Origin of the sequence: Priestia sp. YIM B13551, assembly GCF_042787905.1 — a bacterium.
Classification (GTDB): Bacteria; Bacillota; Bacilli; order Bacillales; family Bacillaceae_H; genus Priestia.
The window spans coordinates 87,755-104,200 of record NZ_JBHZOX010000002.1 but is presented as its reverse complement, the minus strand read 5'-3'; the positions used below and the strand labels follow the sequence as shown (position 1 = coordinate 104,200).

The window sequence follows — 16,446 nt, the reverse complement described above, 5'->3', positions numbered from 1 at the left end:
TTATTATGTTAAAATAGCAGTTTGAAAGTTATAAGGAATTTATAAAATTAAAACCAATGACTCTATATTTCGCTGGAGAAATCCGATATAATCATTACAACACCTCTAGTATTAAATAGAATTTGGTGAATGATTATGTTTTTGATGATTGTCTACATCGGGGCCATTTTATTTTTTATAAAAATGTTTATGGATCGAGATTTTATTTGGTTTTTGTTCCTATTGCCATTTTTGATGTTTGTTATGTTTTTTGAAACAGACTATCTTGATCATGTCCCTGAATCTGGAAGGTTAATTATCTTTACGTTTTCTTTTTTAGTCATTTATGCAATGGTTTTGGTGTATAATCGATATTTTAGAAAAGAAGGATGTAAAGAGTAAACTCAAATGTGAATCCATTGATAATGATAAAAAAAGCATGCCCTACGGCGTGCTTTTTTTATCGCTTGAATTGACATCCACTGGCGTAAGCGGCTTTTTAGCAGGGCCTTCTACCACAGATCCGTCGTAAGAGAAACGAGAACCGTGACAAGGGCAGTCCCACGTGCGGTCACCAGCGTTCCAATTCACTTCACATCCTAAGTGCGTGCATGTAGTATCGACGCAGTGAAGCTTCCCTTGAGGGTCTTTATAAGCCCCCGTACGTTTGCTGTTTACATATACGACCGACCCTTCATCATTTTGGAGCTGATCCAGTCCTTTTTCAGGCATTGAAAACTTACCGGTAATAAAGTGTTCAGCCACATCAAGATTTTGACGAAAGAAATGCTTAAGGCTAGGGTCTGCATAAAAACGAGATGGATTATACAACTCTGCATATGGGTTGTCTTTTCCGGTTATTGCATCTCGAATAATATGTGCTGCAATGGTACTATGAGTCATTCCCCATTTTTTAAATCCGGTGGCAATAAAGATATTTGGCTTGCTTTCTTTAATGGGACCGATATATGGAATTTTATCAAGCGTAAATAAATCTTGTGCAGACCATTTATAACGAAAATGTTGAACATTAAAATTTTCTTCAGCGAACCTCTGAAGGGACTCATAGTGGAACATAGTATTAATTCCTTGTCCAGCTTTGTGGCCTTCTCCACCAATTAAGATGAGTTCTTCTCCGTCAACTTTTGTTGAACGCAGCGAATGAGTAGGCTGATCAGCACTTAAATACATGCCTCCAGGGTAAGCTTGTTCAACTTTTGCTGCTAACACATACGAACGTTTGGCATACATGCGCGTATAGTAAAAGCCCGCTCCATCATAAAATGGAAAGTGTGAACACGCCACTACGTATTTGCAAGAAATTCGATGTCCGTCTCTTGTGACAACGGTGGGCGATGTGCTTTCTTCTACGTCCGTTGCTACGGTGTTTTCAAAAATCAATCCGCCGCTTTCTGTGAATTTTTTTACTAAATGAAGCAGATATTTTAACGGATGAAACTGAGCTTGATCTTTCATAATAGCTGCTGCCCTAATATCAAAATTAAAAGGAAGCTCTGTTGCAAATTCACACGGAATATGTAATCGCTGATAGGCTCGAAATTCTTTACGAACTCGATGATCAAACTCCAGCGTTTCTCCATATAAGTAAGCATCTTGTACCGAAAAGTCACAGTCAATGTTCTCCGTTTGAATTAAGTTTTTCATAAACTGCAGAGCTTGTTCGTTTGCTTTATAATACAGCAGCGTTTTTTCTTCGCCAATGTGTGAAAGCAGTTCATCGTAGATAACGTCATGCTGAGCTGTAATCTTTGCTGTTGTGTGACCGGTTGTACCATTTAAAATATTATCAGCTTCAATTAACGCCACGTTCAGTCCTTCTTTTTGTAATAAATAAGCTGTTGTAATACCGCTAATACCGCCTCCTACTACTACAACATCAACTTTTCGATTTTCTGAAAGAGATGGGTATGTTGGAAACTTTAAATGATCGCGCCAGTAGGGCTCAGTATCCTTTGGGATATTTGCCAATTTATTCACCTCCATATGATAAGTCTTATTTTTACCATAGTTTTCTAAAAAATGTATGCAAAATAAAGGAATCTACTCTAATAGCATCTCTTCGCTATACCTATTTAAGCAAAGGAGGGGAAAGAGTGATTACAATCAGCCTTTGTACGATTGTTGCGAACGAAGCAGAGGTTAAACGAAAATATTTGCTCTTCAAGATTCTTCTTTTTCAACGTGGCTTCCGCACCTGCACCTTGCCATTTGCTACGAAAGAATTGGTGAATAAAAAGCAAAGTATGAAATAGTAAAGGTTACAGATTTAAACATGAAGAGCAATAAATTCATATAAATGATAGGGAGCATCATATAATAAAAGTATAGAGGTTTAATTCGGCAAAAGGTATTTAAACATCAAGGTCCAAATAAAAGGGCAAACGGCATGTTTGTCCTTTTTTCATGATTATAGTGACAATTTTCATATATAGTAATAAAGTATATATATAGCAAAAAAATCCCAAATTTTAAGAAGATAAAAAACGGCTTAAAACCAAAACAAGTTGTACTCTTAGAGTATGTAGAACGTGCAAAAAAACGAAATAATATGTAGTATTGTAATACAGGACGTAATTGGGAAGAAAAATGAAAACGTTGACAAAAAGAGGAGGGGTACCATGTTGGGTTCACTACCTAATGTTATAAATACGTCAACGCTTGTGTCTTCAAGTGAACAACAAGAAGCGTCATCTGAATCATTTAAAACATATACTCATAAAGGGAAAAAATTCAAGGTCTATTTACCTAAATCCTATCATATTTTAAAATCTTACCCACTAATGGTTATGCTGCATGGATGTACACAAAATGCAGATGATTTTGCGATAGGCACGCAAATGAATGAGCTCGCCGACGAAAAGGAATTTATTGTCGTATATCCACAGCAGTCTTCTAACTCAAATATGAATAAATGCTGGAACTGGTTTGAACCTCTTCATCAAATTAGAGGGTTTGGCGAGCCAGCTATTATTGCAGGGATTGTAAAAAAAGTCCAAAACATGCACTTTATTCAGAAAAATAAAGTGTTTATTGCCGGTCTGTCAGCAGGAGGAGCAATGAGCATCGTTATGGGGGTAACGTATCCAGAACTGTTTGCTGGAATAGGTGTGTCAGCAGGTATCGAATATCAGGCGGCTCTTAACGTATTTAATGCGTATTCTGTCATGGCCAGTAAAGGTCCTTCCCCCGTTAAACAAGGAAGAATTGCTTATCAGCAAATGGGAAAACGGGCAAAGCCACTGCCGCTCATTGTATTTCATGGTAACGCTGATTCTACGGTAAATGTAGCCAATGCAGATCAAGTGGTTCACCAGTGGATTACAACGAATAATCTTGCTTATAATGGAAGAATAGATGGATGGATTCAAGATAGCCCGGTTAAAACGAGAGAAGAAAAAATTCTCTTTGGACGGGATTATACAACATATCGCTACGAAAGCAGTAAGGGAGAATTGGCTATTGATAAATATATTATCAATGGAATGGGGCATGCATGGTCAGGAGGGAATTCAGCCGGCAGCTATACAGACCCTAAAGGCCCCAACGCTAGTCGAATCATGTGGGACTTTTTCATGAGTCAAAAAGTATAAACAGAGCATATAATGAGGTTCAGTTGCGTTCTTATCGCAGAGAAGAAGAGCTGAAAGTAGCTCTTCCGGCCCTTATTAGTATAAAGAAGCAGCTGCAGGAGCCATTATTTTAACTAGACGTGTTTTTCTAAAAATTAGGATTTGATTATTTAGAAAACGGGTACTGTAATAAAGAAAATAAGAAGCCAAAATTACATAGCTTAGGATTGACAGCTTATAGTTGTAAATGTAAGATAACTGCGAGCTGCATTTTGTATGATTAAAACATTAAAATAAGCCGAAAACTGAAAAAATAAATAGAAATTGTAAGATGAGCGGGTAAGGAAAAGGAGATTAAAAAATGAATATTGCATTTTTCTTAGTACCAAAAAGTGATGTTGTAACACTAAATATTCAATCCACATTAAGACAGGCTCTTGAAAAAATGGAGTATCATCGCTATTCTACAGTTCCGCTGGTTGACGATGATGGTAAATATGTGGGCGTTCTTACTGAAGGAGATCTTCTTTGGAAGTTAAAAAGCCTAGGAGACTATCGCTTTCAAGATACGGAAAATATTAAATTAACAGAGATTGACCGCTATCAAGATTATAACCCAGTTGCTATATATGATGAAGTTCAAAACATCCTTTCAAAGGCAATTGACCAAAATTTTGTTCCTGTAACGGATGATCAAGGGGTATTTATTGGAATTGTGAGAAGAAGAGAAATTCTAGAGTTTTATGCAGAAAGCGCAAGTAAAGTGAAAAATCAAATATAAAAAAAGCCATCTCTAGATGGCTTTTTTCTTGTCTTATCTCCCCCGTACATACTCCTAAAAACAGGCTTAGGTCATGGCCCACAGCAATGCACTTCCTTGTACTAGTTTACATAATCTATTTATATATAGGTATAAAATTGCCTATATAAATCTTATTTATAGATAAGGATGGTTTATGTGAGTTACAACAATAAAAAGAAGTGTTGCTGGTGTTCTAATCAGTATTATTACAAAACTTCTGGCTATGATCCAAGAAGTAGCCATGAAGGAAAATGCTGTCATAACGATTATAAGCATAACGATCATTGTCCTAAACATGATGATGATCATCGTTCTGGACATAAAAAATGCCATCATGATGGCAACCATGGCGGAGGTCACGACGGTAACCATGGCGGAGATCATGGTGGCAACCATGGCGGAGATCATGGTGGCAACCATGGGGGCAACCATGGCGGAGGTCACGGCGGTTGTCATGGCGGCAACCATGGCGGAGGTCACGGCGGTAACCACGGCGGTAACCATGGCGGAGGTCACGGTGGTTGTCATGGCGGTAATCACGGTGGTTGTAAAAGACGTCGCTGCTGTTGGGGCTGGGTGTTTTAATTTAATAAATAATTGAATTAAAATGAAGCGTTGATTTAGCAGAAAGAACTCAAGAAATTGAGTTCTTTTTTTGTAAGTTGAAACTTATAAACGGTATACTTCGTATATATAGTAAGAGCATTTTGGAGGAGGAAAAAAAATGTTTAAAAAAATGTTTGCTAAAATTGGAGTTGGAGCTGCCAAAGTAGATTTACGACTAAATGAAACGGCCTATACGCTCGGTCATGTAATTGAAGGAGCTATTATCATCCAAGGTGGAAACGTTCAGCAACATATTAATTTAATTGATGTTGAATTTTGGCTTGAAGTTCAAATGAAAAGCGGTCAAATGCATACACATCGTGTGGAAAGCCTGCGCGCAGCTTCTTCATTTACAATTAATGAAGGCGAGAAAAAAGAAATTCCATTTACATATCATTTACCTTTGGATCTTCCAATCTCTGCGAGCAACGTTAGCTATTTCTTTAAGACACACTTAGATATTGAAGGGGGAGTAGACTCAACAGACCGGGACCCTGTGCGTATTAAAGCTCCAAAAAGCTTATATCAGCTAGTAGAGGGCCTTGAAGCACTTGGGTTTAGAGAAAAACATCATTCAGGAAAATTTAACGGATACAAACAAGAATTTTCATTATTTCCTACAGACTTCTTAAAGGGATATGTAAATGAGGTTGAGTTTGAGGTAGCCATTGAACGAAAAGGTATCCGCGTGCTGTTGGAGCTAGATTTGCCTTCTTTCGGCCGAGAGAGGGAAATAAAAAATGAACTCTTTTTTACAAATGATGAACTAAGCCAGCCATCTACTATCGCTCGTTTGCTGGAAGAAGCGATGGAAGAGATGATGGAAAATCCTCGAGACTATGAGTATTATAAGCCTTCTCACTATGATCAGCATTCACACCACCCACGTATGAGCGGGTTAGGAGGAGCAATGGGAGGCTTTGCAGCCGGTATGTTAGGCGGACTGCTCATTGAGAATTTGATGGATGATATGTTTGAAGACTCGGCGCTTGGTGAAATTGGAGAAGATATTGAAGAAGCCGGGGAGGATCTGTTGGATGGAGATTTTTTTGATGGAGGAGACGATTGGTAAAAGGGATTTTGAATAAATAAAAAGGATGATTAATGATGATCATCCTTTTTTTCTTTCTTCTTTCTTTTTTTTACTTCTATATACTTAATGTGAAAATCCTCTATAATCAGAACTTTAAAGTAAAATTGCTCATGCTGAATGATATCATTTTTGGTCACATCAAACTTTTCGGTTAACACCCACCCGGCAATGGTATCTACTTCTTCGTCGCTAATATCCGTACCGAGTAAATCATTTACTTGGCTAATGAGCATTTTTCCGTCAAGAATATAATGGTCGTCTTTAATTTTTTGTACATAAGGAATTTCGTCCGTATCAAACTCATCTCGAATTTCTCCCACAATTTCTTCAATAATATCTTCTACTGTAACAAGCCCAGCGGTTCCGCCATACTCATCAAAAAGAATAGCCATTTGAATACGTTCTTTTTGCATCTTTACAAGCAAGTCATGAATGGGTACGGTTTCAATTACTTTAAAAATAGGCTTGACGTATGACTCTAACGTATTGGTGCCGTCTTTTTCGTTGAATACAATATCATTATAAATTTCTTTGATATTAACGAGACCGATTACTTTATCTTTATCCCCATCTTCAACAATTGGATAGCGCGTATATTTTTCGACATTTGCGATTTGCAAAAAAACCTCTACGACGTCGTCTTTGGAAGCACTCACAATTTCCGTACGAGGGACCATTACTTCTTTAGCTAAACGATCGTCAAAATCAAAAATTTTGCTCATATATCGATATTCGGATTGATTGATTTCACCGCCTTCGAAGCTCTCAGATAACAAAATGCGCAGCTCTTCTTCACTATGAGCAGCTTCATTTTCTGAAATCATCGTTATACCAAAAATCTTGGTCAACATACGAGCTGATCCGTTTAATATTTTAATGAACGGATACATAAGTTTGTAAAACACGATAATCGGTTTTGCAAAGTTCAGCGTAATTTGTTCAGCCATTTGAATAGCAAACGTTTTAGGAGCTAATTCCCCCAAGACAACATGTAAAAAAGTAATAACAACAAATGCAATGACAAAAGATAAAATACCAGCAAGCGGTTCATTCGTATGGAAGGTAGTAAAAAGAGGGTGAAGCAACCGATCTAGCGTTGGTTCACCAAGCCAACCAAGCCCGAGAGCCGTGATGGTGATACCAAGCTGACAAGCGGATAGATATTCATCTAGATGCGTAATAACGTGTTTGGCAGATACAGCTTTTTTATGTCCTTCTTCTAGAAGCTGATTGATTTTTGAACTTCTTACTTTTACAATAGCGAATTCTGTCGCTACAAAAAAAGCAGTTAATGCAATTAAAACTGCGACTAATAGTAATTTTACGGCGATCATCAAAGTCACCACCTTGTACGTAAATGTATATCTTAAGTGTTAGCCAAAGTGGAGAAAACATGTATTAAATCGAGAAAAGAAAAACGCACATAAAAAAACTGCTTCTATCTTTAAAAAGAAAAAGAAGCAGTTTATTATGTTACATGTTCATTTAGGGGAATTAATCTTAACTTTACCATCATGGTCTATCACATATCGGTTCTACAGTTCAACTGACTTTTAGCAAACGTATTGCGAGTGTGTTATGACACCTCCTTTAACTGTAATCCGAGTATATATGATGCATCTCTCACTCCTTTCTATTAGTTAATTGTATTATAATACACAATTAATCAAAATACTACAAATATTCAGAAAATAATTCAAAATGCATAGTTTTTTGTCATTTTCTGAAATATACACACAAAACGAGATTGAGATATAACAAAATCAATACAATCTAAAGAAGAATAAACTGAGTAAATGATCTAGTATGGGTCGTTTGGTAACACTGCTGGTGATTTCCGGGCAAGGCTACGCTTTCCGCGGGCGGCCGATCAGCCTCCTCGTCGCTTGCGCTCCTGTGGGGTCTCATCTATTCCGCTTTCCCGCAGGAGTCTTCGCCTTTCCCTCCAATCAACAGCTAGAAGCAACTCCAAACATATTAACATTAAACCTATATTCACCATACCAATGAAAAGATCCGAACGATGAATCGTTCGGATCTTCCTTCAACTAAAATACGTGTGTACCAGCCTCTTTTTAATTAATGCAGCTTATGGTTATTAGGCATCTGAGGAGAGGCAGTAGCTTTTGCAAAACTTGTGATCATTTGCTGCATATCTTCTTTTGCAAGCTGCGGCACTTGATAATAATGGTGTTTATTTTGATAAAGAGAAATTTCATAAGCCATTTCAATCCAATTAGGAACACTGTCTCCGAATATTCGGCGAACAACAGGATTTGTTATTTCTAAAGCGGTCATGGTTAAAAGAGATGCTTGAGACTTAACTAGACCTAGCATATGACCTGATATGCCTTTTTCATTAATTTCCTCAACGGACTGATTCGGCTTTTTAGGCTGCGAAGGCTTTAAGCCATAAACAAAGGTATGAGACTGCTTCATGTTATATACATGTGTAGAATCGGCCGGCTTTTGACCAGTAGAAAAAGCTTCTACGATTAAATTATATTCATTTAAAATAAACTGATATTGCCGATCAATGATATCAAGCAGCTCTTGTTCTTTTACATATTGCCTAAACATCATAAACTGATCCATTACATTAATCGAGCCGGCAAGTGTTTCATGAACGTCAAATAGTTCATGCCCTCCATGGTTCAATTGAGGGGGTACAGCTCCAGTTTGCATGTTTGTAGGAAGTTCGTGATTATTCATACTAAGTCCTCCTTAAAATCGGTATCGACTATAGTCTTTAAACTTCTTCAGGTTTTATACTCAAACTTGATTTATTCATAAAATGTTGCTCTACATAACTTAATTTACAACTAGTTATTTAATTAAAAGGTAAAAGTGAAAGGGTTTTATGAAAAAAAAGCGAATATCAATAACAATTCACGATCTATAGATAGGGGAATCAAAAAACATGAATGAGCTGCTGTCATACTCAAGTGAATTAAAACACGAAGCAAATCAACTGGTGGTATCCAATCATTTATTGGATCTGTTAAGAGAATACGGTTGTCCTCTCTCAGGGGAAAGTTTTGAGTTAAATGTCATGACAAATCGCATCATTAATTTTTACGTAGGAAATGATGAAATGGATGAAGAATCTATTTTTCACATGGGGTATCAGCTTACAAAGCGTTTTAACCCTTATAAGATGATATTTGCTAATGAAAAAGATAAGTACCAGTGGAGTCTGTATATGATTCAGAAGGGAGAAGAGTGGAAGCTTGATATTTCCGTGCTTCCAGAAAATATCGTGAAAGGCAAAGTTGAGAAACAAGAGTTATTAAAATCACTTCTCACTGAAAAGAAGCGGGAATGCATTTTATTTTTCAAGCAGCAAAGCGGATATAATCGCTATTATACGAGTGATCATGTCTATAAGGCTGTACTAGAAGATGACATTCACGATGATATGTCTTTTTTTATATGGCTGCAAAGACAAAAAAAAGTAAATCAACAAACGTAAAAAAGAGCCGCTTAGGCTCTTTTTATGCGTTTACGGATGTTTTTACAGGTAAAGCAGCTTTTAGCATCCAAATATGTTTTTCAATGTTGCCGATTGTTCCAATGAATAAGTCAGCTGTTACGTGATCGTGTGCTGCTTCAGCGTTTTCAACTGCATTTTTTAGGTTTTTAACAAGTAGCGTATAGTCATTAATTAAGGTTTCTACCATTTCTTCACTCGTTTGCTCGTTTCCATCTTCAGAAAGAGTAGCTGCTTGCAAAAATTGCTTCATTGTAGCAATTGGGCTTCCTCCAATGGCTAGTAATCGTTCTGCATATTCATCTATATAGTCCGCCGTCTCATTATAGAGTTCTTCAAATTTTTCATGAAGCGTAAAAAATTGAGGCCCTTTTACATACCAGTGAAAGCGATGTAGCTTCGTATACAATACGTTAAAATCGGCAATTTGTTGGTTCAATACGTTTTCTAAATTCATAGTTAATAGCCTCCTAATGAGTTGTTATTATCTTATATTTATATTATATCAAATATCAAATTAAAATCAATACTTATTTATAATTATTATTAAATAATAATCAGAATGCTTTTAAATTATAGCTATTCTCTTTAAAAACTCTAAAGATATGATAGGATAGAGCAAGAGTATTGAAAGGAAGCAAGAGTATTGAAAGGAAGAAGGATTAGTTATGCATATTACACCAGAAGCAAAACAATTAATTAACAATATACTTGAAGAGCAGGAGATAACAGGAATTCGCTTGTACTTCAAAGGAATTAGCTGTGAAATCCCTAATATTGGGTTAGCTTTTGAAGAGCCTTTTGAAAATGATGAAATGTATGAAGTCGACGGAGTACAAGTAGCAATGGAAGCTTCTATTGTGCCTTATACAAATGAATTAATGTTAGATGTTCATACAACGCCGTACGGTCCAGGTTTAGCATTAGTTGGGGCTAAAGAGGCTGAGTAAAAAATTTATGTAAGAGAAGCTAACAGGTTTGTTGTTTGTTTTGGTAAACCTTGTTTTACTTAATTCAAACGTTAGTGAAATGGAGGGGGACCTATGCTTCTTTCTCATCATGTAACGGTTGAACAAAGGCAGCAAATCAAACGCTTTAAGCAGCAAATACAAGACGCAAAAACGCTAGATGAGCGCCGTTTGTATCAAGCCCAGCTAAATAAATTTGTTGAGCGCCTATTTATTGAGAATCGCTTGCAGCGCAGCGGCGAACAATAAAAAACACCTAGAAAAGAAGCCTTCAAAGAAGGTTTCTTTTTTTTTAGTAGATTATTATACTTTTAACTCTTGTAATTATTCATTTTCTTATATATCGCCCTTTATCTACTTGAAATCCGGTTTTCTGTATGAATATAGCACTAAAAACGTGTAAGTGACTATTAAATGAAAGCGCTTTCTGTTATAGTGAAGGTATAGAATTGTACTTGTTCACCTACAATGTTCATAAGGAGTGGTTTGTATGATTGAAAGAGGAAACTTCTTAATTGGTTTAGCGTGGGGAACATCTTTGAGCATACCTTTATGGATCGCCTTCTTTGGCTGGATAAAATTAGTTTGGCGCTTGCTTTAAATAAATAAAAACAAAAAAAGTAAAAAAACTTCAGTGGATATGCGCTGAAGTTTTTTTAAATAGAATAAATAGGTATTAAGAACTATTAAATAAATTATAATTTATAACGATAAGTAAATAAGACTACTATAAATATTATTTATGGATTTTTTAAGATTCTAATGTTTTAGGTCTTATTACACAACGGAAAGCAGGAGTACAAATTGAAAAGCTATCGTTTAGTAAGTTTCTCTACCTTATGTATCTGTCTACTTGTTTTATTCATTTCACCTTTTCAAGATACATCTAGTGCGTCAACTGATAAATATCAAAATTTCAAGCAGCTCTCACAGCACGAGTTTTCAGCTAGCTATAAAGTGACGACCAAAGAAACAAAAAGCCCTGTCCTTATCTTTGCTCCACACGGTGGAGGAATTGAAGGGGGGACAAGCGAAATTGCCAAAGAGCTTGGCAAACAAAATGCTCTTTACCTATTCGAATCGTTAAAGTCGAAAGGGTCACGAGACCTGCACCTCACAAGCACTCATTTTGATGAGCCCACAGCGCGTAAGATGGTAAGCAAGTATGATAATGTTTTATCACTTCACGGGTATTCTGGGAACGAAAAACATATTTTTGTGGGGGGAACTGATCGGGAGCGTGCAAAAAAATTAACGCAATTATTAAATCAAAATGGATTTCCCGCGGAACTGATTACAAAAGGGCACGATGAGATTGCAGGCATTAACCCTGGAAATATTGCAAATAAAAATCGTACCGGGAAAAGTATTCAATTGGAGATTAGCCAACCGCTGCGAAGTGCTATGTTTCATTCATTCTCTTCAAAAGGAAGAGCTTCGTCTAAAACTCAAACTTTTTATAGGTTTACAAATGTGCTTTCTACATTTGTTTCCGCTTCTTACTGAATCCAAAAAAGAATGCTTTCACAAGCATTCTTTTTTTATAAACTAGTTTCGCTACTCGTGACTTATAATAGGTTTCCAGTTAAAATCTTTTACATCTTGAACAGAGGGCTTTCTCACGTGCTGTAAGCTTTCTTTATTACACGCTCCATAAACTATAAAATTTTCCTGAGCTTCTATTAAAGAAATAGAGTTGGCTCCTAATTCGTTGGCATTCAGCTTTTGGTACGGATCGTCTTCCCAAAAACATATCTCACAAATATCATAGTCACCATCACTGTCTAACGATTGATAACCACAGCAAGGGCATGTATACTTTTTCATTGTTTCTATCCTTTCTGTATGGGATTTTAAGCTAGAAAAAAGTCAGCCATCTTATTTAACTATTTTACTATATTCAAGGATAGTCTGAAAGAATATTCAAAAAATTACAGCGGCATCTTCCCTAGGATTTGTGAACATTTTATAACGAATTGGTAATAGTTATTGTGAGACTGAGTAAAAAAGGAGTACACTTACTAGGAAAATAGATCGTGTTCGAAAACGTCTACATAAAAGCATTTTTGGATATGATGAAAAAAGAAAAAAGAGATAGGGAGTCATAAATATGAAAAAAATAATAGGTTTACTTTTAGCATGCTTTTTAGCTGTTCCGACAGTTAGTTTTGCTCATACACATGTGCAAACAACAGTGCCGGAAAATGGTGCAACTGTTACAGCTCCTCTAAAAGAAATTAAATTAACCTTTGAAACACACATCGAGAAAATCAGTACTGTAACCGTTACAAAAGATGGACAAAAAATTTCACTTGCATCGCAAAAAGTAGAGGGTCATGATTTAATAGCTTCTCTCGATCAGCCTCTTGAAAACGGATCTTACACAGTGAACTGGGAAATTGTAGGGGAAGATGGTCATGTAATGAAAGATTCGATTGCTTTTAAAGTAGATGTGAAAGATGAAGCGAAAGAAGAGAATACTCAAGCAGCCGGAAAAGATAGTGAAAAAAAGCAAGACGCCACGCAATCCGAACAGCACCAAAAAAGTGCAGTAGCAAATGATGAAAAAACAGAGAACAATGATTCTTCATCGTTTTTTGTTATCATGATTATTGCTATTGTAGTGGTGGTTGGAGCATTACTCTTAATCTTCAGAAAGAAAAAGGCTTAAAAAGATGAGTATTTTGTTGCCTGTTTTTGAGTGGTTCACATACGTAGGTCTTTCCTTATTATTAGGATTTGCTGTACTGCAATATGTACCTCTTACAAAAAAGCCAACAATTTTATTATCAAAGCGATGGCTACTTGCAAGTGCAGCGGCTGTCGCTATTTTTTCGGTTGGAAATTCGCTTGAGATTATTTTATCTTTTTCAAAAATAAGAGGGTTAGGTGAAACAGTTCGTCTTGTATTATTGGAAACAAGAACCGGACACGCCTGGATCTTTGTTGTGCTGATTGCTATTTTATGTATGGTTGCTGTTTCAATAGAGAGCCACCCTCATATGTATACATTACTGACTGTAGCCTTGGTGGGAGGAATCGCCTACGCAAGTCACGCAGCATCCGCTTCTGCGCTTAGCGGCATGCTTTCTCATTCTCTTCATATTTTAGCAGTTGGACTGTGGGGAGGGGTGGTTCTGATTGTTGCCGCTTTTTCAAAAGAAACCTCCAATTGGAAAAGTTTCTTAAGCTGGTTTACTCCTTTTGCAATCGCTTGTTTTGTGCTTCTTTCATTAAGTGGGTTCATTTCGATGGTCATTATCATGGGGCTGTCCAACTACGTAAATTCATGGGCTACAGATTACGGGCAGTCTCTTTTACTAAAGCATATTACGATTATTCCGCTGCTTGCATTTGCCGTCATCAATGGCTTTCTTATGAAAAAAACGATAAAACATCCAGAATATAAGCCCGTGATGTGGATTCGAGCAGAAAGCATTATTTTGCTTATCATTTTTTTATTTACAGCTATCATGGTGACGCAATCGCCGCCAACTAATATAAGTCATATGGCAATGGATTCATCGATTCTTCCGTTTATCTATGGGAAACAAGTGACGCTCCCTCTAACGTTTCACGTAACGATTGTAGGAATCCTATTCTTATTTGTCGCACTGCTGTTTTTTGTGTATTTACTTGTTTGTTTTTACAAAAAGACAGTATGGCTTAGCGTATTAAGTGCGGGTTTGTTTGTTTTTGCTTTTTATATTGCGATGATGACAAGTATTCAAGTCTAAAAACAGTGAGAAATATCTCACTGTTTTTTTATTAGCCATTAAAAGCTGTGTTATCTCTCGGGCCTTTTCCCAGAGAAGGAGGCATCGGCATATGGGAATTAGAACCAGAGCTAGAACCAGAGCCGGACGTAGAGCCGCTTGGAGGCGATATATTTCCTACGTTTCCAAAAATAATGATCCCGCCAGAAATTGTTCCAATAGAAACAGATTTAATATAAACAGACATTCTTATTCAACCTCTCATCTAGTAAAAGAGTTCAGTGTACCATAGTATATGACCAGCTTGTCATTTTCGTATAGACGAGTTTGAAAAATAGGTAAAAGCTTAGAAGTTCAGGTTGAGAAAGGAAATGGTGTAAAATAAGATAGAACTTTGAAGGTAAAGTGTGTGGTGTCTGCCTAAAGTGTGTATACCACCTATTAAAAGAATTAGAAAGGAACTAAGATGAATACGCAAAAAGGAATTCATTTTTCATTTAAAAAATTATGGTTGCTAACGGCCCCTCCGACAGGAAAGCTACTCATTTCGTTTATACTGGCCTTAATTAATACCGGAGCGTCGCTTTCTATTCCTCTTGTCATTAAAGAAGTGATGGAGAAAATTGCAATAGGAGTCTCACCGCAGCTTATAGCAGGACTCCTTGTTTTATTTGCTGCTCAAATGGTAACAAGCGCAGTATCTCTTTATCTCCTTGCTCAAGTAGGGCAAGGTGTTGTAAAAGAACTCAGACATAAAGTGTGGAACAAGCTCATAAAGCTTCCGGTTTCATTTTACGACCAAAACCGTTCCGGTGAAATGGTAAGCCGCATTACAAATGATACAACCATTGTGATGAATTTATTGTCAACAGAAATGATTGACTTTGTTAAAAATATTTTATCTATTATCGTTGCCATTGTTATTTTATTTACGCTTGATGTACCCATGACGCTCATTTTATTAGCGGTTATTCCCGTTATGTTTGTACTGGTTATGCCGCTAGCGCGAAAAATACATAAAATTTCACGTGAGCAACAGGATAAAATGTCCAAGCTTACGGCTTTTTTAGCTCAAATGCTGAGTGAAATCCGCTTGATTAAAGTATCCGGTTCAGAGAAAAAAGAAGTTGATTCCGGCTTACAATCATTTCAGTCACTCTACCTCTTCGGTGTAAAGAGAGCTAAAATTGAAGCCATCATTACCCCGATTATTAGCACGGTGATGACCGCTGTTATGATTGCCATCGTCGGGTTTGGTGCATACCGGGTGAGTGAGGGATTTATCACTGCAGGAGAGCTGGTGGCTTTTGTTCTTTACCTTTTTCAAATTATGGTTCCGGTTGGTTCACTTACCCGATTTGTTACGAGCTTTCAGCAAACCAAAGGAGCTTCAGAAAGAATCTTTGATATATTAGCTGAGAAAGAAGAGAACTATGAAAATGGAGAAGTGCTTGAACAGGTAGGGAGTTTAAGGTTCGATAAAGTTGCTTTTCAATATGAAGATAAACCAGTATTGCAGGAAGTTTCATTTTCTGCTAAAAAAGGAGAAGTTACCGCTTTTGTTGGACCTAGCGGAGCTGGAAAATCTACTGTTTTTTCGCTTATCGAACGCTTTTATGAGCCTTCATCGGGGCGCATATTCTTGGATGGAACAGACAGTCAAAACGTCAACTTACGTTCGTGGCGTCACCTGTTTAGCTATGTTCAGCAGGATTCTCCGATTTTAGCAGGAACAATTCGAGAAAATCTCATTTACGGATTAGAGCGGCATGTGACGGATGAAGAAATAGAAGAAGCAGCGAAGTTAGCGAATGCTCATCATTTCATTCAGTCCTTTGAAGCTCAATATGAAACAATGATTGGAGAAAGAGGTATTAATCTCTCAGGAGGACAGCGACAGCGTATTGCAATTGCCCGAGCGCTGTTACGCAATCCCCAGTTTTTACTACTGGACGAAGCGACAGCTAGCTTGGACTCCGAATCAGAAAAGCTTGTGCAAGAGTCATTGGAAACGGTAATGAAAGAACGCACATCACTCGTCATTGCCCATCGTCTATCTACGGTCATTAATGCGGACCAAATTGTTGTAATAGAAGAAGGGCAGGTTACAGGAAGCGGAACGCATAAAGAGCTGTTAGCCTCTCATTCTTTTTACCGGCGTTTGGTAGAGCAGCAGTTTCAAACATCCCTATAGAACAAACA

The 16,446-nt window shown here is 37.1% G+C and carries 19 protein-coding genes; 13 read left to right on the top strand and 6 right to left on the bottom strand.

Annotated elements, in window-relative coordinates:
• The first annotated feature begins 129 nt into the window (after positions 1 to 129).
• Entirely contained in the window at positions 130 to 381 is a 252-nt protein-coding gene (locus tag ACFX4N_RS09550) for a hypothetical protein (RefSeq protein WP_225518904.1), read from the top strand.
• Positions 382 to 423: 42 nt separating this feature from the next.
• Here ACFX4N_RS09550 and ACFX4N_RS09545 read toward each other — a convergent pair whose 3' ends face one another.
• Positions 424 to 1,968: an FAD-dependent oxidoreductase gene (locus tag ACFX4N_RS09545; RefSeq protein WP_029322637.1), complete on the bottom strand. Its 1,545-nt coding sequence runs from the start codon at positions 1,966 to 1,968 to the stop codon at positions 424 to 426.
• 125 nt (positions 1,969 to 2,093) lie between these two features.
• On the opposite strand from ACFX4N_RS09545, the gene ACFX4N_RS09540 reads away from it, so the two are divergent.
• The 5 genes from ACFX4N_RS09540 (at position 2,094) to ACFX4N_RS09520 (ending at position 6,049) form a co-directional block, all read left to right on the top strand.
• Positions 2,094 to 2,252, top strand: coding sequence for a hypothetical protein (locus ACFX4N_RS09540; RefSeq protein ID WP_156622787.1), 159 nt, complete (start codon positions 2,094 to 2,096; stop codon positions 2,250 to 2,252).
• Between the two features lie 366 nt (positions 2,253 to 2,618).
• A complete protein-coding gene (locus tag ACFX4N_RS09535) occupies positions 2,619 to 3,590 on the top strand; it encodes an extracellular catalytic domain type 1 short-chain-length polyhydroxyalkanoate depolymerase (RefSeq protein ID WP_016764703.1) in 972 nt (323 codons plus the stop codon).
• A gap of 340 nt (positions 3,591 to 3,930) precedes the next feature.
• On the top strand, positions 3,931 to 4,350 hold the full coding sequence (locus ACFX4N_RS09530) for a CBS domain-containing protein (RefSeq protein ID WP_013057690.1): 420 nt from the start codon (positions 3,931 to 3,933) through the stop codon (positions 4,348 to 4,350).
• Positions 4,351 to 4,594: 244 nt separating this feature from the next.
• Positions 4,595 to 4,972 (top strand): hypothetical protein, encoded by a 378-nt coding sequence (locus ACFX4N_RS09525; RefSeq protein ID WP_377261301.1) that lies wholly within the window; start codon positions 4,595 to 4,597, stop codon positions 4,970 to 4,972.
• 123 nt (positions 4,973 to 5,095) lie between these two features.
• A complete protein-coding gene (locus ACFX4N_RS09520) occupies positions 5,096 to 6,049 on the top strand; it encodes a sporulation protein (protein WP_377261298.1) in 954 nt (317 codons plus the stop codon).
• Between the two features lie 29 nt (positions 6,050 to 6,078).
• Here the strand turns inward: ACFX4N_RS09520 and ACFX4N_RS09515 are convergent, their stop codons facing one another.
• Together ACFX4N_RS09515 and ACFX4N_RS09510 are read right to left on the bottom strand one after the other, a co-directional pair.
• Positions 6,079 to 7,404, bottom strand: coding sequence for a hemolysin family protein (locus ACFX4N_RS09515; RefSeq protein WP_013057688.1), 1,326 nt, complete (start codon positions 7,402 to 7,404; stop codon positions 6,079 to 6,081).
• 745 nt (positions 7,405 to 8,149) lie between these two features.
• The gene (locus ACFX4N_RS09510; protein ID WP_013057687.1) at positions 8,150 to 8,782 is read right to left on the bottom strand and encodes a spore coat protein; all 633 of its coding nucleotides are present in this window, start codon (positions 8,780 to 8,782) and stop codon (positions 8,150 to 8,152) included.
• A gap of 208 nt (positions 8,783 to 8,990) precedes the next feature.
• Between ACFX4N_RS09510 and ACFX4N_RS09505 the strand changes: the two genes are divergently transcribed.
• Complete coding sequence (locus ACFX4N_RS09505; protein WP_377261295.1) at positions 8,991 to 9,542, top strand: hypothetical protein; 552 nt, start codon at positions 8,991 to 8,993, stop codon at positions 9,540 to 9,542.
• Positions 9,543 to 9,564: 22 nt separating this feature from the next.
• Here ACFX4N_RS09505 and ACFX4N_RS09500 read toward each other — a convergent pair whose 3' ends face one another.
• Entirely contained in the window at positions 9,565 to 10,017 is a 453-nt protein-coding gene (locus ACFX4N_RS09500) for a Dps family protein (protein ID WP_013057685.1), read from the bottom strand.
• 211 nt (positions 10,018 to 10,228) lie between these two features.
• Between ACFX4N_RS09500 and ACFX4N_RS09495 the strand changes: the two genes are divergently transcribed.
• The 3 genes from ACFX4N_RS09495 (at position 10,229) to ACFX4N_RS09485 (ending at position 12,034) form a co-directional block, all read left to right on the top strand.
• Positions 10,229 to 10,510, top strand: a complete 282-nt coding sequence (locus ACFX4N_RS09495) for a hypothetical protein (RefSeq protein ID WP_013057684.1) — start codon at positions 10,229 to 10,231, stop codon at positions 10,508 to 10,510.
• A gap of 93 nt (positions 10,511 to 10,603) precedes the next feature.
• A complete protein-coding gene (locus ACFX4N_RS09490; protein WP_013057683.1) occupies positions 10,604 to 10,777 on the top strand; it encodes a hypothetical protein in 174 nt (57 codons plus the stop codon).
• Positions 10,778 to 11,332: 555 nt separating this feature from the next.
• Positions 11,333 to 12,034, top strand: coding sequence for a poly-gamma-glutamate hydrolase family protein (locus ACFX4N_RS09485; RefSeq protein WP_029322617.1), 702 nt, complete (start codon positions 11,333 to 11,335; stop codon positions 12,032 to 12,034).
• Between the two features lie 51 nt (positions 12,035 to 12,085).
• On the opposite strand, the gene ACFX4N_RS09480 is transcribed toward ACFX4N_RS09485, so the two are convergent.
• Positions 12,086 to 12,355 carry a CPCC family cysteine-rich protein gene (locus ACFX4N_RS09480; RefSeq protein WP_013057680.1) on the bottom strand — a complete coding sequence of 90 codons (270 nt, stop codon included), beginning with the start codon at positions 12,353 to 12,355 and terminating at the stop codon, positions 12,086 to 12,088.
• 283 nt (positions 12,356 to 12,638) lie between these two features.
• Here ACFX4N_RS09480 and ACFX4N_RS09475 point away from each other — a divergent pair, with 283 nt between their 5' ends.
• Both ACFX4N_RS09475 and ACFX4N_RS09470 read left to right on the top strand, forming a co-directional pair.
• Positions 12,639 to 13,199: a copper resistance CopC family protein gene (locus tag ACFX4N_RS09475; protein WP_013057679.1), complete on the top strand. Its 561-nt coding sequence runs from the start codon at positions 12,639 to 12,641 to the stop codon at positions 13,197 to 13,199.
• A 4-nt stretch (positions 13,200 to 13,203) separates the two neighbouring features.
• A complete protein-coding gene (locus ACFX4N_RS09470; RefSeq protein WP_231101747.1) occupies positions 13,204 to 14,265 on the top strand; it encodes a copper resistance D family protein in 1,062 nt (353 codons plus the stop codon).
• Positions 14,266 to 14,296: 31 nt separating this feature from the next.
• On the opposite strand, the gene ACFX4N_RS09465 is transcribed toward ACFX4N_RS09470, so the two are convergent.
• Positions 14,297 to 14,491, bottom strand: a complete 195-nt coding sequence (locus tag ACFX4N_RS09465; RefSeq protein WP_013057677.1) for a hypothetical protein — start codon at positions 14,489 to 14,491, stop codon at positions 14,297 to 14,299.
• Between the two features lie 219 nt (positions 14,492 to 14,710).
• On the opposite strand from ACFX4N_RS09465, the gene ACFX4N_RS09460 reads away from it, so the two are divergent.
• Entirely contained in the window at positions 14,711 to 16,438 is a 1,728-nt protein-coding gene (locus ACFX4N_RS09460; protein WP_377261292.1) for an ABC transporter ATP-binding protein, read from the top strand.
• Positions 16,439 to 16,446: the final 8 nt, after the last annotated feature.